Genomic DNA, 24,008 nt, shown 5'->3' with positions numbered 1-24,008 from the left:
TATGGGGAGGTGTGGTACACTAAGTGTAAGAAGTGTATGGGCACATACGGCACACAAGGGAGGAGAAATATGTTTACCATTCATACGATGAGTGAAATTCCCTTGTATCAACAGATTGTAGATCAGATGAAAGAATTGGTTTTCAAGGGATATTTGGTACAAGGAGATCAAATACCGTCCGTGCGGGAAATGGCAAAAATTTTATCCGTAAATACTTCTACGGTATCTCGGGCGTACAAGGAGTTAGAAAGTATAGGAATGATTCAAGCAGTAGTGGGAAAAGGAACTTTTATTTCTTTCAATCAAGAAATGCGAAATGTGGAGAAACAAAAAGTTTTGAAACAATTGGAGCATTGCGTAAAAGAAGCGAAAAAAGTTGGCGCAACAACCGAAGAAATTCGACGCTGCTTTGAAGGGCTAGGAAAGGAGGAAAAACGTGAGATTTGAAGGGAAAAATATTCAAAAGAATTTTGATGGCAACAATGTATTAAATAGCGTAAATTTCTCCTTAATGGAACCAGCCATTGTGGCTTTGGTTGGGCGAAATGGTTCGGGGAAAACGACCTTGTTACGCATTTTATTTAATGAATTAAAAATGGATGAGGGAAGTCTTCTTTACGAAAGAAAGGAGATGGCTTTTCAAGAGGAATTGTTTGAAAATATTTCCTACTTGCCCGATCATTTTGATTATTTCAAATACGATAAAATAAAAGATGCTCTCTATTATTATGAGGTGGTCTATCCCAATTTTGACCGGGAATTCTTTCTTCAAGAATTGGAAAAACATCATGTGTCTTTAGAAGATCGCATTGGGAAATTATCCAAAGGAATGAACAAATTGGTAGGGCTTTTAATGGTTTTATCTACCAAAGCAAAAATTCTACTTTTGGATGAGCTTTTTGATGGGTTGGACGTTTTGAACCGACAAGTGGCCTTTGATTTTATTATTGAAGCCTATGAAGAAGGGCGAACTATTTTCCTTAGTTCCCATGAATTGGGAGAATTGCAAGGAATTGCTACAGATATTTTCTACTTAAATAAAGAGGGGATTTTAACAGAGACCAAAGCCGATGGAAGTTTAGGATTATTGAAATTCCAAGTGGTAACTCCTTCTGTATTGCCAGAAGAAATTTTATCTAAGGTGGTCTTACGTTCTAAAATTGGACGAGTATATACCCTTTTGGCCCAAGGAACCCAAGAGGAATGGGATAAAATCTTTCAACAAGAAAATGTGATTCAGTACGATGTTCTACCAGTAAAAATGGAGGATCTATTCTATTGGGACAAAGGAAGGGAGGAGCACAATGAACGCATTTAAGAAGAGCAGTAAAATATTATGGAAGAAAAATAAATTGTGGATTGTTCTAATGGCTCTATTTTTCTTACTATTTTCCTACACCCTTTCTTCGGGAGCAGCCAATTCTTACGTAGATATGATTTCTTGGAGAATTACAGAGGAGATGCAAAGAGTAGACCATGGAAATGGTTACGAAGACGTGTATATGGGAAACAGTGAGGCCCAAGAAGCGAAGAAAAAAGAAATGCAAAAATTGGGAATCACGCAAAAAGATTTACAGGACTTGGCAAAGAAATCTTCGGAAGAAGATGTGAAAGAAGAATTCTTCCTTAAGGAATTTGATCTTGTAAACAGGGGAGATGATTACAAGGTTTTAGGTGCACAGGTAATCAAAGGTAGTTTAGTGGCAACTTTGGCCATAGGGGCTGTTTTATTGGCCTTTTTGTTTAGTAGCTTAGAACATATAACCCCTTTCTATCGGTTCAACCGTTCTTTGCCTTGGGCAAAAAAATACGATTATTTTGCAAAACTTCTTATGGGATTGGGAATCCTACTTCTATTTACAGCCATTGCTTATTCTCTAGGATTTTTGGCTCTGACTCGTTCTCCCTTGCGAAATGTAATGGTTTATGAGGGAATGTGGCGAGCCATTCGTCAAACGGTTGTTGGAATCAGTTCTTTCTATATATTTATATTTGCTATTGGACAATTGGCAGGATCTTTCCTTGGTCATATAGGCTTGTCCTTTATTGGGGCAGTAGGACTTGGACTGGTTCAATTGATTCTTGTGGGACTCAATGTAATTTTCTACGGCGGAAAAATGTCCTGGCTATTTAATTTATCGGATTCCTTCGATCGATTTTTAGGGAATTTACCAACCCTTGTCCAATACGTTTTAAGACCGGTTTCTGGTTTTTCTTCAATGGAGGAAGGGGTCATTGTCCTCGCTGTGATCTATGGAATTTTGGGCTATTTCTTCCATAAGAACCAAAAAGTAGAAAACAGTGGAAAATTCATATTGGAAAGTCGAATCGAAAAAGTAGTATTTTTCTTGGCAGTCCTTGTAACGGCAACGGCTTTAGGAGCCATTTTATTTAGCGGCTTGGCTGCGATCAATAGTATAGCCATACGAATCATAGGATTTTTATTCTTTGGATTTGTGTCTTACAAAATTTACAAAAAATTATTTGATGTACGAATTATTGTATAAGAAAAAAGAGGGGCGTAGTCCTCTCTTTTTTGTTTGAAAACCTAGTGAAGCGGGGTAATTTATAAAGGTATAATTTCTAGGAAAACAACGAGTCAATATCGCGAATCTATTGAAGTTGAGTAAGGAATCCTATACAATGTTGTTAACATGGTTCGAGAGGAGTAAAGGTTTTGAAAAAAAAGAATATGTATGAAGGATTGGCGTTGATTAGTCAAGTAGGACTCAATGTTTTAATACCAATTGTTCTGTTTATACTAATTGGATCATGGATTGACAATAAATTTGACACTGGGAATTGGGCATTGCTTATTTGTACAATTCTAGGTGCCGCTGCAGGAATTATGAACATAATAAAGTTAGGGAAAAAACTATGAAAGATCGCTTATCCAACGAGTATATTCTAAAAACCGCTGGTGTGGTGCTCGTTTTGGTAGGGGTATTCTTTTTCGTTTTCAAAGATCCATACCCTTATATTTTGGGGTTGATTTTTGGAAGCGCTGTTTCTATGGCTATGTTTAAGCAATTGTATTTTACGATTCGAAGAAGCCTAGAGAAAACCAAAGGATCTGCCCAAGTTTATACTACGATTCAGTATTTCATTCGGTATATTATTTATGGAATAGTAATTTTTGTTGGAGCAAAAGCTGATTACCTAAATCTTTGGACCACTCTTTTGGGGTTGGTTTCCGTAAAATATGTCATAATTGGAAATAATCTCTATACATCCTATAGAGGCAAAGGAAAGGAGGAAAAGAATGAAGAGAGGAATCATACTCCATCTAGCAAATAAGGAAATTTGGCTTCATGAATCAATTTTTACTACTTACTTGCTCCTGGTGATTATAACCATTGGTTCTATAATCATTAGTAAGAAAATCAAGCAAGCAGACGTCCATGAAAAGCCAAAAGGAGTTGTCCACCTGGTAGAAATTGTCGTTGAAGCCATTAACGGCCTGGTAATTCAAGCCATGGGGGAAAGAAACTTAGGCTTTGCTCCTTATATGCTAACCATAGGAGTATTTTTAGCCTTTGCAAATCTTTCAGGATTGGTAGGCCTCGTACCACCAACCTCTGATTACAATGTTACATTGGCCTTAGCCTTAATTACATTTGTTTTGATTCACTTTTTTTCCGTACGGACAAAGGGAATCGGTGGATACTTAAAACAATATGCAGAGCCACTCCCCTTATTGTTACCAATTAATGTTCTTGGTGAAATTGCGAATCCTATTTCATTGAGTTTCCGTCTATTCGGTAATATATTAAGTGGGGCTTTGATTATGGGACTGGTTTATTCTGGCTTATCTCAAATAAGCAAAATTTTAATCCCGTTTGTAGCTTGGCCTCTGCACGCATACTTTGATGTATTTAGTGGCGCACTGCAAACCTTCATATTCATCATGTTGAGTATGACTTACATTAATTCCAACATGGCGGATGAAGAAGAAATAGCAGCTCGAAAAGCAAAAAAACAAGGAAAATAAATAAAACGTTACAAGGAAAGATCTTTAGGAGGAAAAAATGATGCAAGGTATTACTAGTGAAGCGTTCGTATTAGGTTGTTCAGCTATTGGTGCTGGGATTGCTGTAATTTCCGGTATTGGTACTGGTATCGGACAAGGGATTGCCGCAGGATATGCAGCAGAAGCAGTAGGTCGTCAACCAGAGGCAAAAGGGGATATTACTTCTACCATGCTTTTGGGTCAAGCCGTAGCCGAAACAACAGGTATTTACGGACTTGTAATCGCAATCATTCTACTATTTGTACAACCACTAATGGGAGCTCTTTAATCGGCTGTCGAAATCTAGTTTAGGAAGGAGACAGACCTATGATGGATATTTTCGTCGTGCCAGATATATGGAACATGTTAGCCCAGTGGGGTGCAACATTGATTCTATTTTTGGTTATTCGACACTTTATTTATAAGCCCATGAATGAATTCTTAGAAAAGAGAAAAACTCGTGTAATGGAAGATCTTACAGAGGCTGAGACAAAGAAAAAAGAAGCCATTGCCATGAAAGAAGAATACGAACGTCAATTGGCCGAGGCAAAGAAACAAGGCCAAGAAATCGTAGAAGAAAGCCGCAAACGAGGCGCTCTTTTGGAACATGAACATGTGGCAGAAGGCAAAAACAAAGCCGAGGCTTTATTAGAAAAAGCAAGAGTTCAAATTGAACGAGAAAGACAGATGGCTTCAGAAGAAATTCGCGATGAAACCGCCGATATGGCCGTTTTAATTGCAGAAAAAATATTAGGCGAATCCATAGATACCTCTCACCAAGATAAATTGGTAGACGGATTTATTCAAGATTTGGAGAAAAACCATGTCCGCTGAATTCGTCCAAAAATATAGTCATGCTCTATACGAAGTAAGTAAAGAAGTGGACGGAAAAGAGTTCCTAAAACAAACAAAAGAACTTCGTGAGAGTTTTCAAAACGTAGAATTAAAACAATTTTTAACCCATCCAAAAGTTGGCCCAGAAGAAAAAAAGGCCGTAGTAAAGGAAATCTTTGAAGGAGAAATTTCTCCTTATTTGTTGAATTTCCTCTATATTTTAGTGGACAATCGCCGTGTTCCCAATATAGACGAGATTTTGGAAGATTACGAAACCCTTTACTATGAAATGAATCACATTGATCGAATCAAAGTAATTTCAGCCGTGGCATTAAGTCAAGAAAAACTTGATGAAATTGCTCGTGCCTACAAAAAAGGAGAAGAAGGGGAAGTCTTAGTAAATAACGAAGTAGATCCTTCGATTCTTGGCGGTGTTATTTTGAAAGTAGACAATCGTGTATTTGACCGATCCATTCGTCGTCAATTGGAAGAAATGGAAAAGAAATTGCATCAACAGGTATAAAGAGGTGTGATATGGAATTAAGATCAAAAGAGATTAGCTCCGTTTTACGAGAGCAAATCAAAAACTATAATATTGACTTAACCATGGAAGACGAAGGTACCGTAATTGAAGTAGGAGACGGTATTGCACGTATCTATGGTTTACAAAATGCAAAAGCAGGAGAATTGATTCAATTCCCTGGAGATATCTATGGTATGGTTCAAAACTTAGAAGTAGACAACGTCGGCGTTGTACTTTTAGGAGATGGCGACATCAAAGAAGGCGACACAGTAAAAGCAACAGGCTCTGTTGTACAAGTTCCCGTTGGGGATGCTTTATTAGGACGTGTTGTCAACGCGTTAGGCCAAGCCATTGACGGAAAAGGATCCATTCCAATGGATGTAATGCGTCCCATTGAAAAAATCGCTCCAGGGGTAATTACAAGAAAATCCGTAGACCAACCATTGCAAACAGGAATTAAAGCCATTGATGCTTTGTTCCCCATTGGAAAAGGGCAACGGGAGTTGATTATCGGAGACCGTCAAACAGGGAAAACGGCCATCGGAATCGATGCCATAATCAACCAAAAAGGAAAAGATGTAATCTGTATCTATGTTGCCATTGGACAAAAAACATCTACTGTAGCCCAAATTGTAGATACATTGGAACGAGAAGGCGCAATGGATCATACCATTATTGTGGCAGCAACCGCAGCCGAACTTTCTCCTATCCAATTTGTGGCTCCTTATGCCGGGGTAACCATGGCAGAAGAATTTATGGCCCAAGGAAAAGATGTTTTAATCGTATACGACGATTTGTCCAAACATGCGGTAGCTTATCGTACCATGTCCCTATTGTTGCGTCGTCCACCAGGACGTGAAGCCTTCCCAGGGGATGTATTCTACTTACACTCTCGTCTATTGGAACGTGCAGCAAAAATGAACGATGAATTTGGTGGCGGATCCATTACAGCCCTTCCAATTATTGAAACCCAAGCAGGAGATATTTCCGCTTACATTCCAACCAATGTAATCTCCATTACAGATGGACAAATTTTCTTAGAAACGGACTTATTCTTTGCCGGACAACGTCCAGCGATCAATACCGGTTTGTCAGTATCTCGTGTAGGGGGAGCGGCTCAAACCAAAGCCATTAAGAGTATTTCATCTACATTAAAATTGGATTTGGCTCAATATCGCGACTTAGCATCTTTTGCACAATTTGGTGCGGAATTGGATAAAGAAACCCAAAGAAGCTTAGCCCAAGGGGAACGTATGATGCGCGTATTGCGTCAAGGACAATACGAGCCCGTAAAATTAGAGCATCAAGTATTGATTCTATATGCTGTAACCAACGGTTATTTATTGGATGTAGAAGTAGACAATGTAGACGAATTTGAAAAAGATTACATCCGTTATGTGGAAAACTCTTATCCAGAAATCATCCAAAAATTGGAACAAGAAAAAGCCATTACTCCAGAAATTGAAGAGGCAATGAAAGCGAGCCTAGAAGATTTTAAGAAAACAATGTAGGAGGAGAAAATGGCATCTACTAGAGAAATAAAGAGAAGGATTCGAGGAATCAATAACATTCGCCAAATTACTAAGGCGATGGAATTGGTATCCACAGCCAAACTCAGACGTGCCAGATCAAACTTAGAAGCGACTCGTCCCTACTATGAAACCGTTCTTGACGATATTCAAGAATTGTTACCAATCGTAAACGACGGACACCCTCTATTGGCAAAACGAGAAATCAAAACCGTATTAAATATTGTTTTGACTTCTGACCGAGGTTTGGCCGGAGGATATAATGCAAATATTCAAAAACTAACCCATAAAACCATGGAAGAAGACGGAGTAGAAACGAAACTTTTAATCGTAGGAAGCAAAGCTCGTGACCATTTCCAACGCAGAAATTACAACATTCACAAGGCGTATGTAGGAATCAGTGAAGATCCAACATACCAAGACGCCGTAGAATTATCCGATGTTGCCATGGAGTTGTATAGAACGGGCGAAGTAGATGCAATCAACTTAATCTATACAAGATTTGAATCTACCATTAGCTACGAACCAAAAGTGATTCGTTTGTTGCCATCAAAAGATTTGGAAAAAGCCGAAGGGGAAGAAAATAAGGCAAAAACCTTAGTAGAATTTGAACCTTCTGCCGAAGAAGTTTTGGATTATTTGATCCCAAAATACATTGAATCTTCTATCTATGGAGCGTTAATTGAAGCCGCCGCTTCGGAACAAGGATCACGCCGAGTATCCATGGAAGCTGCGACAGACAACGCAAATGATATGATCGATACATTAGAAACCAATTACAACCGCGCAAGACAAGCTGCCATCACAGCAGAGATTTCTGAAATTGTTGGTGCAGCCGATGCATTAAGTTAAGGAAGTGACCAAATGGAACAGAATATAGGAAAAGTAGTCCAAGTCATTGGTCCAGTTGTAGATATTCGTTTTGAGGTAGACCATCTACCATCCATTTACAATGCCATTTTAATTGAAAATGGAGAAGAAACATTAACCGTAGAAGTAGCACAACACATTGGAGACGATGTAGTACGTGCCATTGCCCTAGGTTCTACTGACGGACTAAGAAGAGACATGGACTGTGTAGATACAGGCGCCCCTATTACGGTACCAGTAGGGGAAGCCACTTTAGGAAGAATGTTTAACGTGTTGGGAGAGGCCATTGATGGAAAACCAGAAGTGGATCGAAAAGAAACTTTACCAATCCATCGTCCCGCTCCAAAATTCGATGAACAAGATACAAGCAACGAAGTATACGAAACCGGAATCAAAGTTGTAGACTTAATTTGCCCTTACTCTAAAGGGGGAAAAGTTGGTCTATTTGGCGGTGCCGGCGTAGGAAAAACCGTATTGATTCAAGAGTTAATTCATAATATTGCCCAGGAGCACGGTGGACTATCTGTATTTACAGGGGTAGGGGAACGTACTCGGGAAGGAAACGACTTATACTATGAAATGATTGAATCTGGCGTAATCGACAAAACCGCCTTGGTATTTGGACAAATGAATGAGCCACCAGGATCTAGAATGCGCGTAGGTTTAACAGGCCTTACCATGGCAGAATATTTCCGTGATGTAGCCGGTCAAGACGTATTGTTATTTATTGACAATATCTTCCGTTTCACCCAAGCCGGTTCCGAAGTATCCGCCCTATTGGGACGTATGCCATCAGCCGTAGGATATCAACCAACCTTGGCTTCTGAAATGGGTGCTTTACAAGAACGTATCACTTCTACCAAAAAAGGATCCATTACTTCCGTTCAAGCCGTATACGTACCTGCCGATGACTTGACCGACCCAGCTCCAGCAACAACCTTTACTCACTTAGATGCAACGACTGTATTGTCCCGTTCAATTGCAGAAATGGGATTGTATCCAGCCGTAGATCCATTGGATAGTACAAGTCGTATCTTAGATCCAAATGTTGTCGGACAAGAACATTATGAAGTAGCCCGTGGGGTACAAGAAGTATTACAAGAATACAAAGATTTACAAGATATTATCGCCGTACTTGGTTTGGAAGAATTGAGCGAAGAACAAAGATTAACCGTAGCTCGTGCTCGTAAGATCCAACGTTTCTTATCTCAACCATTTAGCGTAGCCAGTCAATTTACAGGACAAGACGGCGCCTATGTTCCAATTTCTGAAACCATTCGTGGATTCAAAGAAATTTTGGAAGGAAAACACGATGATTTACCAGAATCTGCCTTCTATATGGTTGGAACCATTGACGAAGCAATCAAAAAAGCAGAAAAGGTGAAAGAACAATGATCCAATTGAGAGTCGTTACTCCTTACGGAAATGGATTCCAAGGGGAAGTCAAACGAGTAATAGCTCGTGGAGTAGAGGGGGATTTGGCCTTTATGAAAGGAACGGCTCCCTTAGTAACTCCATTGGCCATTGGGAAGATGACTGTGATTTTTGCCGATGGGAAAAAACGAGTAGGAAACATTAGCTCTGGTTATGTTTCCATGAAAAATGATGTACTAACTTTGGTATCCGATGCCTTTGAATGGGAAGATGAAGTAGATTTTGCCCGTGCAGAAGAAGCCAAAGCCCGTGCGGAAAAACAATTGCGAGAACGCAGTGAACAATCCAAAATTGAAATTGAACGGGCAAAACTTGCCTTGGCTCGTGCTATAAACCGTTTGAATCGAAAAGATGAAAAAATGTTGTAAACCTCCATTTCTATGGAGGTTTTTTCATGTAAAAAATGGAAAGTGTGCAAGGATTTGATATAATAGAAAGATAGAAAAGAGGGGTGAACATGAAGAATCGGATTCAAAATAATGTAACAGGAACTTTAACAACAGTATTTATTTACCTTATTTTATTTGTGGCTCAATTTGGCCTTATTTTTTACGTATCTACATTTCTTAACGAATACTATGACGTAGCCAGATATATTTTTTACATATTGGATGCGATTGTTGCCGTTCAAATTCTAAACGATCGTGGCAATGACCCTACCTATAAAATGGCCTTTTTATTTACCATTATTATCTTCCCATTCTTTGGAGCCATTCTTTATGTATTAGGGAAAAGAGATATTATTCGCGCGCGTTTTTCTCAGCTACTAGAAAAACGCAAAGAAGACACCCAACACAGATTCATCCAAGATCCAAAAATTTTAGAGAAGATGAAGGAAACCGACCCGCTCTCTGCCAATACAGCCCGCTTTTTGTGGAATGAGGAAAAATATCCCACTTACCACAACGCAGACATGGAATATTTTACTTCAGGGGAAGAATATTTTAAGGCCTTAAAGAGAGAATTAGAAAAAGCCGAAAAATTTATTTTTATGGAATATTTCATTCTTCAACAAGGAAAAATGTGGGGCGAAATTTTAGATATCCTAAAAGAAAAGGTAGAACAAGGCGTAGAGGTCCGTATTTTGTATGACGGAACGGCGATGCTAACCAAAGTACCCTTGAACTTTCCCAAAGAACTTGAAAAACTAGGAATAAAAACATTTGTATTTAAGCCCATTATTCCTGTATTGAGTTTGTACCAAAACAATCGAGATCATAGAAAAATTTTGGTTATAGACAATCGTTGCGCCTTTACAGGAGGCGTGAATATTGCCGATGAATACATTAATGAAAAGGAATTGTTCGGTCATTGGAAGGATACAGGAACTTTAACCTATGGATGCAGTACACGTTCTTTTACCTTAATGTTTTTGAACATGTGGAATGTAAACAATAAGGAAAAAGAAGACTACGAACCCTATCTACTAACAAAATGTGATGGGTTTTATGAATACAAAGAAGACCGATTCATCACGCCCTTTGGAGACGATCCCTATGGGGAAAATCGCGTAGGAAAAGAAGTGTATAACGACATTGTCAATCAAGGGGTAGACTATGTACATATTGTAACGCCTTATTTGATTATTGACGAAGAAACCAAGGGGGATTTGATTCATCTGGCCCAATCAGGGGTCGAGGTAAAAATTATCACCCCACATATCCCAGACAAGAAAATGGTATTTTTAGTAACACGCAGTTATTACAAACCATTGCTTCGAGGAGGGGTTAAAATCTATGAATATACCCCTGGGTTTATTCACGCAAAATCCATCGTATCGGATGACAAAAAGGCCGTTGTTGGAACCATTAACTTAGACTATCGTTCCCTATTCTTACATTTTGAATGTGGAAGTTATTTCTATGACGAGGTTTTAGCCAAAGAAGTAGAAGCGGATTTCCAAGATACTTTGTCGAAATCCCACGAATTCACCTACGAAATGACAAAAGAATTTGCCTATTGGGAACGAGCATTGGGCCGATTGTTGCGAGTATTTGCTCCAATGATGTAAGGAGAAGGAAAATATGATTCAATATATACAACGAGGATTGAATAGTTTGGGGAAGGCGCTGCGCCTTTTCCCTCTTTCTATGCTCTTTATTGTGTTATCTACCCTCTGTTTTTTAGTGGGAATTTCAGCCGAATCAAAGTCTGCCATGGTAATGGGACCGATTTTTCTAATCGGTTATTTCTATTCCATTAATGCCTATTTATTCATTCAAAAATTAGACATTGAGATTAAGAATCGAAAATTAATCATTGCTTTAATTTGGGTAGGCTGCCTTATTTTAGGGGTGCAAGCCTTTGGAGTATTAGACCGTGCGGGTGGGATTGTTCCGAGTTACGGAATTTTACTTCACGCTCTTTTGGTAATGGCTTCTTTGATTTCGATTATTGTTTATATTGAAAAATTAGGGGATGATTATGGCTATCCTCTTCATGCCATCCATAGAATTATTTCCATGCTTCGATCGGTGGTTTTTGGGAGCGTATTTTTTGTGGCATTGAGTTTTATTATTTTCACCATGTCCAAAGTATTTGATTTCGAAGAATATCAATATTATTCAATGGCGGCAATTTTTTCTTATATTGGAATGACGGGGATGTATTTTTTAACTCGCTTAAACAAGCGACAAATACTTTTTGGTGCAGAGGCTTTCAATCATTATCTGTCCATTTGGTTAAAATACATCTTTTTACCGATTTTGTTTTTTTATACAGTAACCATGTATTTTTATATGGCAGAAGCCTTATTTGCAGGGAAATTGCCTAGTACGGAAATTGTGCATTTAATTTTATGGCCTCAAATTTTGGCGGTTATACTGCTCTTCTTTACCATCCATATAACCAATGACAAAATTATTTGGAGATTTCGCACATTCTATCCTTTGGTAAGTTTGCCTTTGTTGGGCTTAATGTTTTATGGGATTGGGATTCGTATTGTACAATATGGATTTACTTTGAACCGCTATTTAACCCTAGCTTTAGGAATTTGGGTAGCGATGTCCATGGTGCATTTTTTATTAAACAAAGAAAAATACACCATGTTTATTAGTCTTGCCATGACAGGGTTGTTATTGGTGGCGGTATTGGGCGGCCCGGTAAGTGCAAGGGAAATGAGTTTTTATTCTCAGAGCAAAAGGTTAGAAAATCTTCTTTTGGAAGAGGGAATATTAAGCTCCGGATCCATTGAAAGAAAAGAAGGAATTACATTAGAGAAACAAGAAGAAATTACAGAATTGTTGGACTATTTAACCACAAACCATAACATCGGGCGTATTTCTTATTTAGACGACAATTTTAATTTGGAAGATATGAAGGAAGTTTTTGGATTCAATCCTAGTTTTAGAGGGGACAATGTATCGCCAGGAGATTTATCTTTAAGCTATTCCCTATCGGGAAGACAGAGTTTGAATACAGAAGGGTATCGCCGTATGATTCGCATGGAAAGTGATTATATGCGCGTGTCTATAGAAGAATTTGTTACCACAAGAAAAGGCGGCGTATTGATCATTGAGCGAATTGACGAAAATCAAAAACGTACGGAGTTTGTCCAAGTGGACTTGAATTTGGTACGGGAAAAATTGTCGGCCTTGTATCGCTCCGGAGAGGCCATTAGTGTAGATGATTTAGCCATTGAAGGTACCTCTGGATCCACTCGCTACAAAATTTATTTTACGGAGTTGTATTTCCCGAAAGGAAATCAACCAGTAGACGGGAGCGAAACCTATTCTTTATTGTTGTTAATATCCTAGGAGGAAGAATTGAAGGAGTTTTTTCAAGCATTTTCATTGATATTTTTGGCCGAGATGGGAGACAAATCCCAGCTTTTGGCCTTGGCTTTTGCCACCGCCTATCCTTTGGGATGGGTTTTATCGGGAGTAAGTTTAGGAATATTCCTAAATCATGGCTTGGCAATTTTGGTCGCCATTCTTCTATCCTCTTTCTTTGATTCCATGACAGGGATTCAAATTTTTGCGGCGATTTTGTTCCTATTTTTCGGCTTCAAATCCTTTGTGGCAGAATTTGACGAAGAGGACGAGGAAGTAAAAGAATCCAAAATGGGCCCTATTTTTACCATGGCAGGAACCTTTTTCTTAGGAGAATTGGGAGATAAAACCCAACTTACAGCCATGACCTTAGCCTTAGAATCCTCCACCCCTCTTTTAATTTTTGCAGCAACGGTATCTTCTATGATTCTAGTTAGTGCCATTGGGATTTTTGTAGGGAAATTATTAGGAAAGAGAATTCCTGAAACAACCATGAAGATTTTGGCGGGATTTTTGTTTTTGTATTTTGGTTTTTCCAAACTATACGCCACTTTGCCAGAACGTTTTTTAACCATGCCAATAATAATAGGAGCTTTGCTTCTATCGGCAGTGGGGGTTTATTTTATCTTCAAGAAGAACAGAGAAAAACGAGACGAACATTATTTGAAACTATTGGAAAGCAGTTTGGCCCTTTGCCGTCGTTGTAAAGTTCACGACCAATCTTGTCCACGAGGAAAAGAAATTGAGCGTTTGACTCAAGCCTATTTAGGCCAAGATATTCCATTTATAGGAAATATTATTAAACATTTGGAATCCATCTCCAGCATCGATCCGAAAAAAGGACGAGCCATTCAGCGGAAAATGGATGAAATCTAACGTCCTAAGGGGCGTTTTTTTCATGAGTAAAAAAATTCTGCCTATGATAAAATAAAGGGAAAGGAGGCCCTATGGAAAAACATCGAATTCCCAAAACGGGAGAAATTATTTATCAAGACAAAGACATCCTTTCCTTTAGTCTGGACTCCGTTTTATTGGACGAGTTTGCCTCTAAAAAAGGAATCCTCGGAGATATTGGAAGCGGAACGGGTTTTTTTTCCTTACGAGGAGCAAACAATCCCCGAGTAAAAGAAGTTCACGCCTTTGAAATTTTAAGAAAAGCCCAAAATTGTTTGGAAAAATCCATAGAAGCCAATGGATTGGAGGGCAAAGTCGTTCTTCATAAAGGGGATATAAAAGAACAAAAAATCCCCAGCCATTTTTTCGATACATTGATTACCAACCCGCCCTTTTATTTGGAATCTCTAAAAGGGGAGAAAGAAGGGGTAAACCAAGGGAAACATTTGGAGTTTATGGAAGATTGGTTTTCCCCCATTGGAAAATGGCTAAAGCCCTTTGGAAAACTTTATATTGTTTTTCCTGTGGATCACTTGCCTCAACTGTTTGTTATTTTGCAAAAAAATCATTTGGAACCCAAACGGATTCGTTTCGTTCACAAAAAACAAAAAGCACCGGCCTTTCGCGTGCTTTTAGAATGTGTGCGATTGGGAAAACCCTATTTGAAAATAGAAGACCCCTTATTTTTGTACGATGAAAAGGGAGAATATACCTGGGAGGTGAAAAATCTCTATGAATAAAGAACAAAGAAAATCTCAAGTTTATTTTTGTCCTACACCTATTGGGAACTTAGAGGACATCACTTTGAGAACCTTGCGGATTTTAGAAGAAGTGGATGTGATTTTGTGTGAAGACACACGCCATTCCATTCCTTTACTCAATCATTACGAAATCAAAAAACCACTGATTTCCTACCATAAATACAACGAACAAGCTCGCGTAGACGAAATTTTAGAACGGCTAGAACAAGGGGAGACCATTGCCGTTATTTCCGATGCGGGGATGCCAGGAGTTAGCGACCCGGGAGAGGTTTTAATTGGAAAACTAATAGAAAAAGAAATTTCCTACGAAGTGTTGCCAGGCCCTTCGGCCCACGTTGTCGCCACAGTAGCAGCCAATATTCCAGAAGGACGCTATACTTTTTGGGGATTTCTCCCACAAAAAGCAGGAGAACGAGAAAAAATCTTAAAACAATGGGAAAATTCGCCCTTGCCTATGGCATTTTACGAAGCTCCTCATCGAATGGAGAAAACCATCGCTTCCATAGAAAAAATCTTAGGGAAGAGAAATCTGGTTTTGGCGAGAGAATTGACAAAACTTTATGAAGGAATTGTTTTTACCAATACAGAAGATTTTCTGAAATCTCCAGAGGATTTTACTCTAAAAGGAGAATTTGTCCTTCTTCTAATGCCAAAGGAAGCAGGAGAAGAAACCGTGGATATTCAAAAAGAGTTGCAAAAAAAATTAGACGAAGGGATGAAAATGTCCCAAGCTGTAAAGGCGGTTGCGAAGGAACAGAACTTGCCGAAAAATGCCGTATATAAAGAAAGTTTGGAGATGGAATGAGAGAAGAATACCAAGGATTTATTGAACAAGTAAAAAGTTTGAACCAAGTTCTCCACGAAAAATACGATGCTTTGTTAAATATGGAATCTCAGGAACTAAAAGAAAAACTCATTCCCACCGTTGGCGTGGTAGAAACCATGGAAAAAATGGGAGAAGAGGAGTTAAAAAACATAGGGCTGATTGTTGGCGTGGATGGTTCCACTGTAAGAATGGGAGGTGCACATCCCCATTACGTGGAGATTTTTCAAGGACTAGCCAAGACAACAACGGGAGAAGATTGTTTTACCCAGCGAATTTACACTCCCTTATTGGGAACCCAATCGGAAGAGGACGGGAACAAAATCCACAACCAATTTTTGGCGGAAGTGGAAGTAGATGCAGCCATAGCGGCCATTGAAGAACACCACCCAGACATTATAATTATGGACGGAGGGCTTCTCCGCTACCGGATTGATTGCGGAGAAAAATGGCAGAAGCTACAGGAAATTTGTGAGAGAGAAGAAATAAAAATCTGCGGTGCCATTAAAGACATTAAAACCAATATGATTTCAGAAGCTTTAGGATTTGGGCAACAATTTTATGACCGGGAAATCTTAGCCGGAAAATTGGAACGGGGAGAAATTTTCTTAGTCCATGAAGAGCAAAATACCAAGGGGAAGGAAGGTTTTTCCTCCGCCTTCTATCGCCCATCGAAACACAATGAAGTCGTTGGGATCGATGTTTTGCAAAGCCAAAAGGAAAATTTGAAAGACTTATGCCGTCTTCTTTACACTTTGACCCCACGGGAAAGTCGCGGCGTACCCTATTGGATGGACATAGTAGATAAGGAATGTAAGGTAACTCCCGCTCTATTGGAAACTTTACTACAAGAAAATATGGACAGAGGATTGTTGGAGCGATTCTTTGTATCGGAACGAGATCGCAGAAATTGAGGTGAATATGAAAGTAGTAGGATTAACGAACCAACAGGAAGTTATGGTAGGATCCAGAGACCATAATTTTCGAATCAACGAATTTTTAATGATTATGGACCCCGTTCAAGGGGATATTTTAGGCGAGGTAATTGAAGCGAGAACCTACAACCGTTTTATTCCCATGAATATCGGCGGAGATTTTGTAGACGATGACGTTCTCCGTAGTCTAAAGGCCATAGGATATGACATTGACGAAGAAATCATTTACATTGCAAAAGTACGATTTTTCAACGAAAGCCTCTATCCTATTTTGACGGGGAGCGACGTGCGAATTCCAGAATTCCACGAAGTAGAAAACCTTTTAACCCCCACTTCTGTTGCAGAAGGGCTATTATTGGGAGTCATTCGAAACACAGCGGATTTGGCCAAGGGAATGGGGGAAGAAAAGAAAAATCTTCTCTACACTTTTGAAGAAGGGGAATATCGAGCACAAACCGAAGTCCCTTATTTAATGAACATTCGAGGAATGCATCAATATCCGCACATTGGCGTATTTGGCGGATCTGGTTCCGGAAAATCCTTTGGCCTTAGAGTTTTATTGGAAGAATTTATGAAAAAATCCATTCCTGGGATTGTTCTTGATCCCCATTTTGAAATGGACTTTTCCAATAAAAGTGAGCCCTATGGAAGAACCTTTACGGAAAACCATGAGCGTTTCCAAATAGGAATCGACATAGGGGTTCGATTTGAAGACATTGGCGCCAGCGACTTAAAAAATCTTCTATCCGCCATTTCTCCCTTAACAGACAGTATGAATAGTGTGGTAGATGTATTGTTTTCCAAGGGAAATTCCTTCGAATTATTCCAGACAAGAGTATCCCTTTTAATGGATGGACAAGAAGAAGGAAGTCCTGAACGGATTCAAAATCGAATCGATTACGCCGATAAACCAAGTGATCAGAAAAAATGGCAAAAAGTAAAGGAAGTGTACGAAAAATACAATTCCAAAGCCGCTCCTGCCTCCGTTCGAGGAATCAACTGGCGTCTGTTGTCCCTTCAAAGAGAAGGAGTCTTCAACAAAGATAGCAAAGCCATAGAAGAAGTTTTGCAATTGGGAAAACTTGCCGTAATTCAAGGATCCACACGGATGATCCAAGTTTATGCCACCTATTTGTTAAAGGATTTATACAACAAAAGACGAGAATATAAGGACGCAAAATTCCGAGAAATTTCGGCAGTAGAATTTTTCCCACCATTTTTTATCATTACCGACGAAAGCCACAACTTCGCTCCCAAAGGATACGACAGCCCTTCCAAATCGGTTCTTCGAGAAATTAGCCAAGAAGGAAGAAAATATGGCGTATTCCTTGTTTTAGCAACCCAACGGCCTACTCTATTGGACGAAACCATAACGGCCCAACTCAATACAAAGATGATCTTCCGAACCGTTCGTGCCTCTGATATTGACACCATTCGAGAAGAAACGGATTTGTCCACGGAAGAAACCCGCCGTCTTCCTTATTTAAGAACAGGAGATGTATTTATTTCCTCCTCTCAAATGGGACGGACAACCTACGGGCGAATTCGTGGGGCCTTAACCGAAAGTCCTCACACAGAAAATCCTTTTGACGAATTGGCTCAAATTCGAAAAGAAGATTTTGAAGCATTTTATCGTGACATTGAAGAATTTTTGCCCATTAACGCCTCAACCGGTTTGCTAAACTTGATACAAGCCCTAGAAAAGAAAACCCACAAAAGCTACACCATTTCCATGTTAGAAGGAAAGCTAAACAAACTGGAAGAAAACGGCTATATTCAAAAGGAAATGACTTTTTTGGGAATCGCTCAATATAAGAAAATCGAGACAAATTAAAACTTACCAAAAAAATCGGAAATAGTAAGAGAGAATTTTTAGGGAAAAGTTTTATGGGAAGATTCTCGGGTAAAAAGAGAATATTGAAGAAATATTAAGGGCAAAGCCCATTATACTAAAGGAGACATTATGTTATTTAGAACAACGGATGAACATGAAGCCCTTCGGAAAAAAATTCGTGAATTTGCCGAAGCAGAAGTAAAACCAATCGCATTCAAATTGGATCAAAACAATGAGTATCCAGAAGAAATTGTAAAAGGTATGGCCGATTTAGGAATTATGGGAATTCCTTACGACACGGAATATGGCGGAGCCGGTCTTGACGCTATTTCTTACGCCATTGCCGTAGAAGAAATGTCCCGTGTAGATGGAGGAGTAGGCGTAATTTTATCTGCTCATACATCCCTGGGAGCTTGGCCAATTGCAGAGTTCGGAACCGAAGAACAAAAACAAAAATACTTAATTCCATTGGCAAAAGGAGAAAAAGTAGGCGCTTATGGATTAACAGAACCAAACGCAGGATCTGACGCCGGTGGAACCGAAACAACCGCCGTATTGGATGGCGATCACTACATTCTTAACGGGAACAAAATCTTCATTACCAATGCTCCCAATGCAGAAGTGTATGTAGTCTTTGCCGTAACCAAAAAAGGAGTCGGAACCAAAGGAATCTCCGCTTTCATCGTAGAAAAAGGTTGGGAAGGATTTACCTACGGAGATCATTACGACAAATTGGGAATCCGTTCCTCCACAACCGCAGAATTGATTTTCAACAACGTAAAAGTACCAAAAGAAAATCTATTAGGCAAAGAAGGGGAAGGATTCAAAATCGCCATGAAAACACTAGATGGTGGACGTATTGGTATCGCCTCTCAAGCCTTGGGAATCGCTCAAGGTGCCTATGAAGAAGCGTTGACCTATTCAAAAGAAAGAATCCAATTCGGCAAACCAATTGCCGCTCAACAAGCCATCGCCTTCAAATTGGCCGATATGGCAACAAAATTAGATACAGCACGCTTGATGATTTATCACGCGGCTTCTCTAAAAACACACCACGAACCATACGGAAAAGAAGCTGCTATGGCAAAAATGTATGCATCAGACATTGCCCATGAAGTAGTAAATGACGCATTGCAAATCTTCGGTGGATCCGGTTACCTAAAAGGTATGTTAGTAGAGCGCGCCTATCGCGATGCAAAAATTACAACTATTTACGAAGGAACCAACGAAATCCAACGTGTTGTAATCGCAGCAAGTATTATCGGAAAATTAAGCCGTGATGCGAAAAAAGAAGGCAAAGTAGAAACAAAAAAAGTAGCAGCAACGGGAGAACGTAAAAATATTATGATCGACGAAGGTTCTGCTGAAGCCAATGTAAAAGCCTTAATCGAAAAACTAAAAGCCGATGGAATCGACTTAAAATCAAAAGTAGACTTAGACGCACCAATTAACAAAGCAGACAAAGTGGTAGCTGTAGGAAACGGAATTGGTGACGAAGAAAATATGACAATGGCAAAAGAATTAGCCAAAGCCTTTGGCGCAGCCATAGGAGCTTCTCGTCCAATTGCAGAATTTGCAAAATACGTATCATTGGATCGCTACGTAGGACTATCTGGCCAAAGATTCAAAGGCACCCTATATGTTGCCGCAGGAATTTCAGGAGCCATCCAACATCTAAAAGGAATTGCAGAAGCAAAAACCATAGTAGCCATTAACAACGATCCAAGTGCAACCATTTTCGAAAATGCAGACTATGGTATTGTAGGAGATATTCATGAAATAGGACCAATGTTAATCAAAGCTCTAGGCGAAGAAAAATAATCAACCCCCAAAATCAAACCTAGAAAAATAACAGAAAGTCCCATGAATAAAAGGAGCGTCCTAGAACGCTCCTCTGTATAGAAAGAGAATAGCACAGAAGAAATTTTAGAGAGGAAAATGTGAAAATAAAAATTTTGTATATTTTCCACTTTACAAAGGAATTTCGGAGTGCTATACTCAATCTATACTTAAAAGGTGTTGTTAATTTGTTTTTTTATTTTTTCAAGAGGAAAACGTATTATCCACCAATTCATAAGTCCACATTTATAGTATTTATATATTGCAAGGAGGAAAATAATGCTATTCAAAACAACGGAGGCTCATGAAGCCCTACGGAAAAAAGTACGTGCATTTGCGGAAGAAAATGTAGCTCCCATTGCCTTCAAATTGGATCAAAACAATGAGTATCCAGAAGAAATTGTAAAAGGTATGGCCGATTTAGGAATTATGGGCGTACCTTATGAAACTGAATACGGTGGAGCTGGTCTTGATGCCATTTCTTACGCCATTGCCGTAGAAGAATTATCTCGTGTAGATGGTGGGGTAGGCGTAATTTTATCTGCCCATACATCCCTAGGAACTTGGCCAATTTATCATTATGGAACGGAAGAACAAAAACAAAAATACTTAATTCCATTGGCAAAAGGGGAAAAAGTAGGCGCCTTTGGTTTAACAGAACCAGAAGCAGGATCTGATGCCGGCGGAACCGAAACAACTGCCGTATTAGAAGGAGATCACTACATCCTTAACGGGAACAAAATCTTCATTACCAACGCACCAGCAGCGGACACATACGTAGTATTTGCCGTAACAACTCCAGACATTGGAACCAAAGGAATCTCCGCTTTTATCGTAGAAAAAGGATGGGAAGGATTCACTTACGGAGATCACTATGATAAATTGGGTATCCGTTCCTCCACAACAGCAGAATTGATTTTCAACAACGTAAAAGTACCAAAAGAAAATCTATTAGGTAAAGAAGGAAAAGGCTTCAACGTAGCCATGGCAACATTGGATGGTGGACGTATTGGTATCGCAGCCCAAGCATTAGGGATTGCACAAGGTGCCTACGAACACGCATTAAATTACTCAAAAGAAAGAATCCAATTCGGCAAACCAATTGCCGCTCAACAAGCCATCGCCTTCAAATTGGCTGATATGCACACAAAATTGGAAACAGCACGTCTATTGATTTATCGTGCAGCCGATCTAAAAACACACCACGAACCTTACGGAAAAGAAGCCGCTATGGCAAAAATGTACGCTTCTGATATTGCATTAGAAGTAGTAAATGACGCATTGCAAATTTTCGGTGGATCCGGTTACCTAAAAGGTATGGAAGTAGAACGCGCTTATCGTGACGCAAAAATTACAACCATTTACGAAGGAACCAACGAAATCCAACGTGTCGTAATTGCAGCGAACATTATTGGACGTTTGGCAAAAGACAGCGGCGGATCTGCAAAAGCAGCGAAGAAAAAAGCAGCCATCACAGGCGTACGCAAAAAACAAATCTTCGATGAAGGATCTGACGAAGCCAACGTAAAAGCATTGGTAGAACAATTGAAAAAAGACGGTTATGACTTCGGTGTAGGAATCGATTTAGAAACTCCAATCAATGAAGCCGAAAGAGTTGTATCCATCGGTAAAGGTATCGGCGGCGAAGAAAATGTACCTCTAGGAAAAGACTTAGCACGTGCCTTTGGTGCTGCAATTGGGGCTTCTCGTCCAGTAGCAGAAACATTGAAATACCTTCCATTGGAACGCTATGTAGGTATGTCAGGACAAAAATTCCGTGGAAACTTATATGTAGCTTGTGGTATCTCTGGAGCCGGACAACATTTGAAAGGTATCAAAGACGCGGCAACAATCGTAGCAATTAACACAGCGAAAAACGCACCAATCTTCAAAAACTGTGACTATGGTATCGTAGGTGATATTCATACCATCGCTCCACTTTTGATTGCAGAATTGGGATTGGATAACAAAGAAGAAGCGCCACCAATGGTTAAGATGAAACGTCAAAAACCAAAGAAAACCGCACCATCTTACGGACTATACGTATGTAAAGGCTGTGGATACGAATATGACGCAGATCGCGGTGACGAAGAAAACGAAATCGAACCAGGAACAACATTCCAAAAATTACCAGAAGAATGGATTTGTCCACAATGTGGTGAAGACAAAGACAGCTTCATAAAAGTGGAATTCCCTGAAGATCGTACTTTTGAGTAAATCAGGCCATAGGAGGTAGAAAATGTATTGCGTAAGAAAAGTAACGGACGATTTATATTGGGTAGGGGCCAACGACCACCGACTCCACTTATTCGAAAACATTCACCCCATTCCAAAAGGGGTATCCTATAACTCTTATGTATTAATGGACGAAAAAACTGTATTATTCGATACAGTAGACTGGTCTGTATGCAGAGAATTTATCGAAAACGTAAAACACGTATTAGACGGCCGTGACCTAGACTATATGGTAATCAACCACATGGAACCAGACCACGGTGCCAGCGTAGAAGAAGTATTGATGCACTTCCCAAATGTTAAGATTATTTCAACAGAAAGATCTTTCATGATTATGCGCCAATTCGGCTTTAACGTTGACGGAAGAGAAATCGAAGTAAAAGAAGGCGACACAATGAAATTCGGTAAACACGAAATTTTATTTGTAGAAGCCCCAATGGTACACTGGCCAGAAGCCATGGTATCCTTCGATACAACAAACGGCGTATTGTTCGCAGCCGATGCTTTCGGAACCTTCGGCGCATTGGACGGAAAACTATTCGCAGACGAAGTAAACTTTGACCGCGACTGGTTAGACGACGCACGCCGTTACTACACAAACATCGTAGGAAAATACGGAACATTCGTACAAGATCTACTCAAAAAAGCCGGAACCATCGACATTAAAATGATTTGTCCATTACATGGTCCCGTTTGGAGAGAAGATTTAGGCTACCTAATTGAAAAATACGACAAATGGAGCCGCTACGAACCAGAAGAAGAAGGCGTATTGATTGTTTACGCATCTATGTACGGAAACACAGAACACGCTGCACAAGCCCTAGCATCTAAATTGTGCGAACGCGGTATGACAAACGTACACGTTTATGACGTATCCAATACCCATGTATCAACATTGATTTCTGAAACATTCCGTTTCAGCCACATCGTATTGGCTTCTGTAACTTACAACTTGGAAATCTATCCAATCATGTACAATTACTTACATGAAATGAAGTTGTTAAACGTACAAAACAGAACCGTAGCCTTGATGGAAAACGGATCATGGGCTCCAACATCTGGCGGATTAATGGCAGAATTCTTAGACGAAGAAATGAAATTAATGGACGTACTAGGAACCGATATGTCAATTAGTTCTGCATTAAAAGAAACAGACGAAAAAGATTTAGATTCATTAGCCGATGCAATTATCGACTCAATGAAAAAAGAAAAATAAGAAAAAGAGAGGAGAAATCCTCTCTTTTTTTGTAAAGAAATGTATGTAGATAGGGAAAAGAAAGTGATATAATCTAACCAACCAAAGGAATAAAAAACTCTATAAGAAAATCGGTTTGTTGGACATATATGGAGTGGATAGAAATGAATAAAAACCAAAAAGACGAACGACATTTGAAACCGCCAGAAGAATGGACAGAATATGAAAGTGCTTTGGATTTCCAAGAACGTTGCAATTCTCAAAGTATATCTGGAGATTTAACACCAGCACAAATAGAAGGTGCAGAAGAAATACACAGGAGAACTCGCTTAATGGCAATTCGACGGTTGCTAGAGCAAGGGTATACGGTAGAATTTCTAAAAGAAAAGCATATTACAGATGAGCAGATACAAGAAGCTCTATCCATTGAATATGAATATGAAGAGTAAGAAAATCGGTTTGTTGGACATATATGGAGTGGATAGAAATGAATAAAAACCAAAAAGACGAACGACATTTGAAA

At 39.4% G+C, this 24,008-nt stretch carries 24 protein-coding genes; all 24 read left to right on the top strand.

Annotation, left to right across the window (positions count from 1 at the left end):
- Nucleotides 1-69: 69 nt before the first annotated feature.
- The 24 genes from LQU94_RS05610 to LQU94_RS05495 all read left to right on the top strand — a co-directional run bounded on the left by LQU94_RS05610 (nucleotide 70) and on the right by LQU94_RS05495 (nucleotide 23,934).
- Nucleotides 70-447, top strand: coding sequence for a GntR family transcriptional regulator (locus LQU94_RS05610; RefSeq protein WP_230696718.1), 378 nt, complete (start codon nucleotides 70-72; stop codon nucleotides 445-447).
- Entirely contained in the window at nucleotides 437-1,318 is an 882-nt protein-coding gene (locus tag LQU94_RS05605; protein ID WP_230696717.1) for an ATP-binding cassette domain-containing protein, read from the top strand. Before LQU94_RS05610 ends, LQU94_RS05605 begins: the two co-directional genes overlap by 11 nt.
- A complete protein-coding gene (locus LQU94_RS05600) occupies nucleotides 1,305-2,507 on the top strand; it encodes a hypothetical protein (RefSeq protein WP_230696716.1) in 1,203 nt (400 codons plus the stop codon). The genes LQU94_RS05605 and LQU94_RS05600 overlap by 14 nt, the downstream gene beginning before the upstream one ends.
- A gap of 170 nt (nucleotides 2,508-2,677) precedes the next feature.
- On the top strand, nucleotides 2,678-2,881 hold the full coding sequence (locus tag LQU94_RS05595; RefSeq protein WP_230696715.1) for an AtpZ/AtpI family protein: 204 nt from the start codon (nucleotides 2,678-2,680) through the stop codon (nucleotides 2,879-2,881).
- Nucleotides 2,878-3,297 carry an ATP synthase subunit I gene (locus LQU94_RS05590; protein ID WP_230696714.1) on the top strand — a complete coding sequence of 140 codons (420 nt, stop codon included), beginning with the start codon at nucleotides 2,878-2,880 and terminating at the stop codon, nucleotides 3,295-3,297. Before LQU94_RS05595 ends, LQU94_RS05590 begins: the two co-directional genes overlap by 4 nt.
- Complete coding sequence (atpB, locus tag LQU94_RS05585) at nucleotides 3,263-3,991, top strand: F0F1 ATP synthase subunit A (protein WP_230696713.1); 729 nt, start codon at nucleotides 3,263-3,265, stop codon at nucleotides 3,989-3,991. The genes LQU94_RS05590 and atpB overlap by 35 nt, the downstream gene beginning before the upstream one ends.
- Nucleotides 3,992-4,031: 40 nt before the next feature.
- A complete protein-coding gene (atpE, locus tag LQU94_RS05580; protein ID WP_230696954.1) occupies nucleotides 4,032-4,298 on the top strand; it encodes an ATP synthase F0 subunit C in 267 nt (88 codons plus the stop codon).
- A 38-nt stretch (nucleotides 4,299-4,336) separates the two neighbouring features.
- Nucleotides 4,337-4,843, top strand: coding sequence for a F0F1 ATP synthase subunit B (gene atpF / locus LQU94_RS05575; protein WP_230696712.1), 507 nt, complete (start codon nucleotides 4,337-4,339; stop codon nucleotides 4,841-4,843).
- The gene (gene atpH / locus LQU94_RS05570) at nucleotides 4,833-5,366 is read left to right on the top strand and encodes an ATP synthase F1 subunit delta (RefSeq protein ID WP_230696711.1); all 534 of its coding nucleotides are present in this window, start codon (nucleotides 4,833-4,835) and stop codon (nucleotides 5,364-5,366) included. Before atpF ends, atpH begins: the two co-directional genes overlap by 11 nt.
- Nucleotides 5,367-5,377: 11 nt before the next feature.
- On the top strand, nucleotides 5,378-6,877 hold the full coding sequence (gene atpA, locus LQU94_RS05565) for a F0F1 ATP synthase subunit alpha (protein ID WP_230696710.1): 1,500 nt from the start codon (nucleotides 5,378-5,380) through the stop codon (nucleotides 6,875-6,877).
- Between the two features lie 9 nt (nucleotides 6,878-6,886).
- Nucleotides 6,887-7,747, top strand: coding sequence for an ATP synthase F1 subunit gamma (gene atpG, locus LQU94_RS05560; RefSeq protein WP_230696709.1), 861 nt, complete (start codon nucleotides 6,887-6,889; stop codon nucleotides 7,745-7,747).
- Between the two features lie 12 nt (nucleotides 7,748-7,759).
- On the top strand, nucleotides 7,760-9,160 hold the full coding sequence (gene atpD / locus LQU94_RS05555; RefSeq protein ID WP_230696708.1) for a F0F1 ATP synthase subunit beta: 1,401 nt from the start codon (nucleotides 7,760-7,762) through the stop codon (nucleotides 9,158-9,160).
- Nucleotides 9,157-9,567, top strand: coding sequence for an ATP synthase F1 subunit epsilon (atpC, locus tag LQU94_RS05550; RefSeq protein ID WP_230696707.1), 411 nt, complete (start codon nucleotides 9,157-9,159; stop codon nucleotides 9,565-9,567). The genes atpD and atpC overlap by 4 nt, the downstream gene beginning before the upstream one ends.
- A gap of 89 nt (nucleotides 9,568-9,656) precedes the next feature.
- A complete protein-coding gene (cls, locus tag LQU94_RS05545) occupies nucleotides 9,657-11,210 on the top strand; it encodes a cardiolipin synthase (RefSeq protein WP_230696706.1) in 1,554 nt (517 codons plus the stop codon).
- A 13-nt stretch (nucleotides 11,211-11,223) separates the two neighbouring features.
- The gene (locus tag LQU94_RS05540) at nucleotides 11,224-12,954 is read left to right on the top strand and encodes a DUF4153 domain-containing protein (RefSeq protein WP_230696705.1); all 1,731 of its coding nucleotides are present in this window, start codon (nucleotides 11,224-11,226) and stop codon (nucleotides 12,952-12,954) included.
- A gap of 9 nt (nucleotides 12,955-12,963) precedes the next feature.
- Complete coding sequence (locus tag LQU94_RS05535; protein WP_230696704.1) at nucleotides 12,964-13,845, top strand: TMEM165/GDT1 family protein; 882 nt, start codon at nucleotides 12,964-12,966, stop codon at nucleotides 13,843-13,845.
- A gap of 71 nt (nucleotides 13,846-13,916) precedes the next feature.
- Nucleotides 13,917-14,603: a tRNA1(Val) (adenine(37)-N6)-methyltransferase gene (locus LQU94_RS05530; RefSeq protein ID WP_230696703.1), complete on the top strand. Its 687-nt coding sequence runs from the start codon at nucleotides 13,917-13,919 to the stop codon at nucleotides 14,601-14,603.
- Nucleotides 14,596-15,429, top strand: coding sequence for a 16S rRNA (cytidine(1402)-2'-O)-methyltransferase (gene rsmI, locus LQU94_RS05525; RefSeq protein WP_230696702.1), 834 nt, complete (start codon nucleotides 14,596-14,598; stop codon nucleotides 15,427-15,429). The genes LQU94_RS05530 and rsmI overlap by 8 nt, the downstream gene beginning before the upstream one ends.
- Nucleotides 15,426-16,361 carry a DNA double-strand break repair nuclease NurA gene (locus LQU94_RS05520; RefSeq protein ID WP_230696701.1) on the top strand — a complete coding sequence of 312 codons (936 nt, stop codon included), beginning with the start codon at nucleotides 15,426-15,428 and terminating at the stop codon, nucleotides 16,359-16,361. Before rsmI ends, LQU94_RS05520 begins: the two co-directional genes overlap by 4 nt.
- A gap of 7 nt (nucleotides 16,362-16,368) precedes the next feature.
- Nucleotides 16,369-18,216, top strand: a complete 1,848-nt coding sequence (locus tag LQU94_RS05515; protein WP_230696700.1) for an ATP-binding protein — start codon at nucleotides 16,369-16,371, stop codon at nucleotides 18,214-18,216.
- 129 nt (nucleotides 18,217-18,345) lie between these two features.
- Entirely contained in the window at nucleotides 18,346-20,037 is a 1,692-nt protein-coding gene (locus LQU94_RS05510; protein ID WP_230696699.1) for an acyl-CoA dehydrogenase family protein, read from the top strand.
- Nucleotides 20,038-20,334: 297 nt separating this feature from the next.
- A complete protein-coding gene (locus LQU94_RS05505) occupies nucleotides 20,335-22,272 on the top strand; it encodes an acyl-CoA dehydrogenase family protein (RefSeq protein ID WP_230696698.1) in 1,938 nt (645 codons plus the stop codon).
- Between the two features lie 22 nt (nucleotides 22,273-22,294).
- Nucleotides 22,295-23,506 (top strand): FprA family A-type flavoprotein, encoded by a 1,212-nt coding sequence (locus LQU94_RS05500; RefSeq protein WP_230696697.1) that lies wholly within the window; start codon nucleotides 22,295-22,297, stop codon nucleotides 23,504-23,506.
- Between the two features lie 143 nt (nucleotides 23,507-23,649).
- On the top strand, nucleotides 23,650-23,934 hold the full coding sequence (locus LQU94_RS05495) for a hypothetical protein (RefSeq protein ID WP_230696696.1): 285 nt from the start codon (nucleotides 23,650-23,652) through the stop codon (nucleotides 23,932-23,934).
- The last annotated feature ends 74 nt before the right edge of the window (nucleotides 23,935-24,008 follow it).

The organism is Peptoniphilus sp. KCTC 25270 (assembly GCF_021012875.1).
GTDB lineage: Bacteria > Bacillota > Clostridia > Tissierellales > Peptoniphilaceae > JAJMZJ01.
The sequence above is the reverse complement of the archived record's forward strand: the minus strand, read 5'-3'. Positions and strand labels throughout refer to the sequence as shown.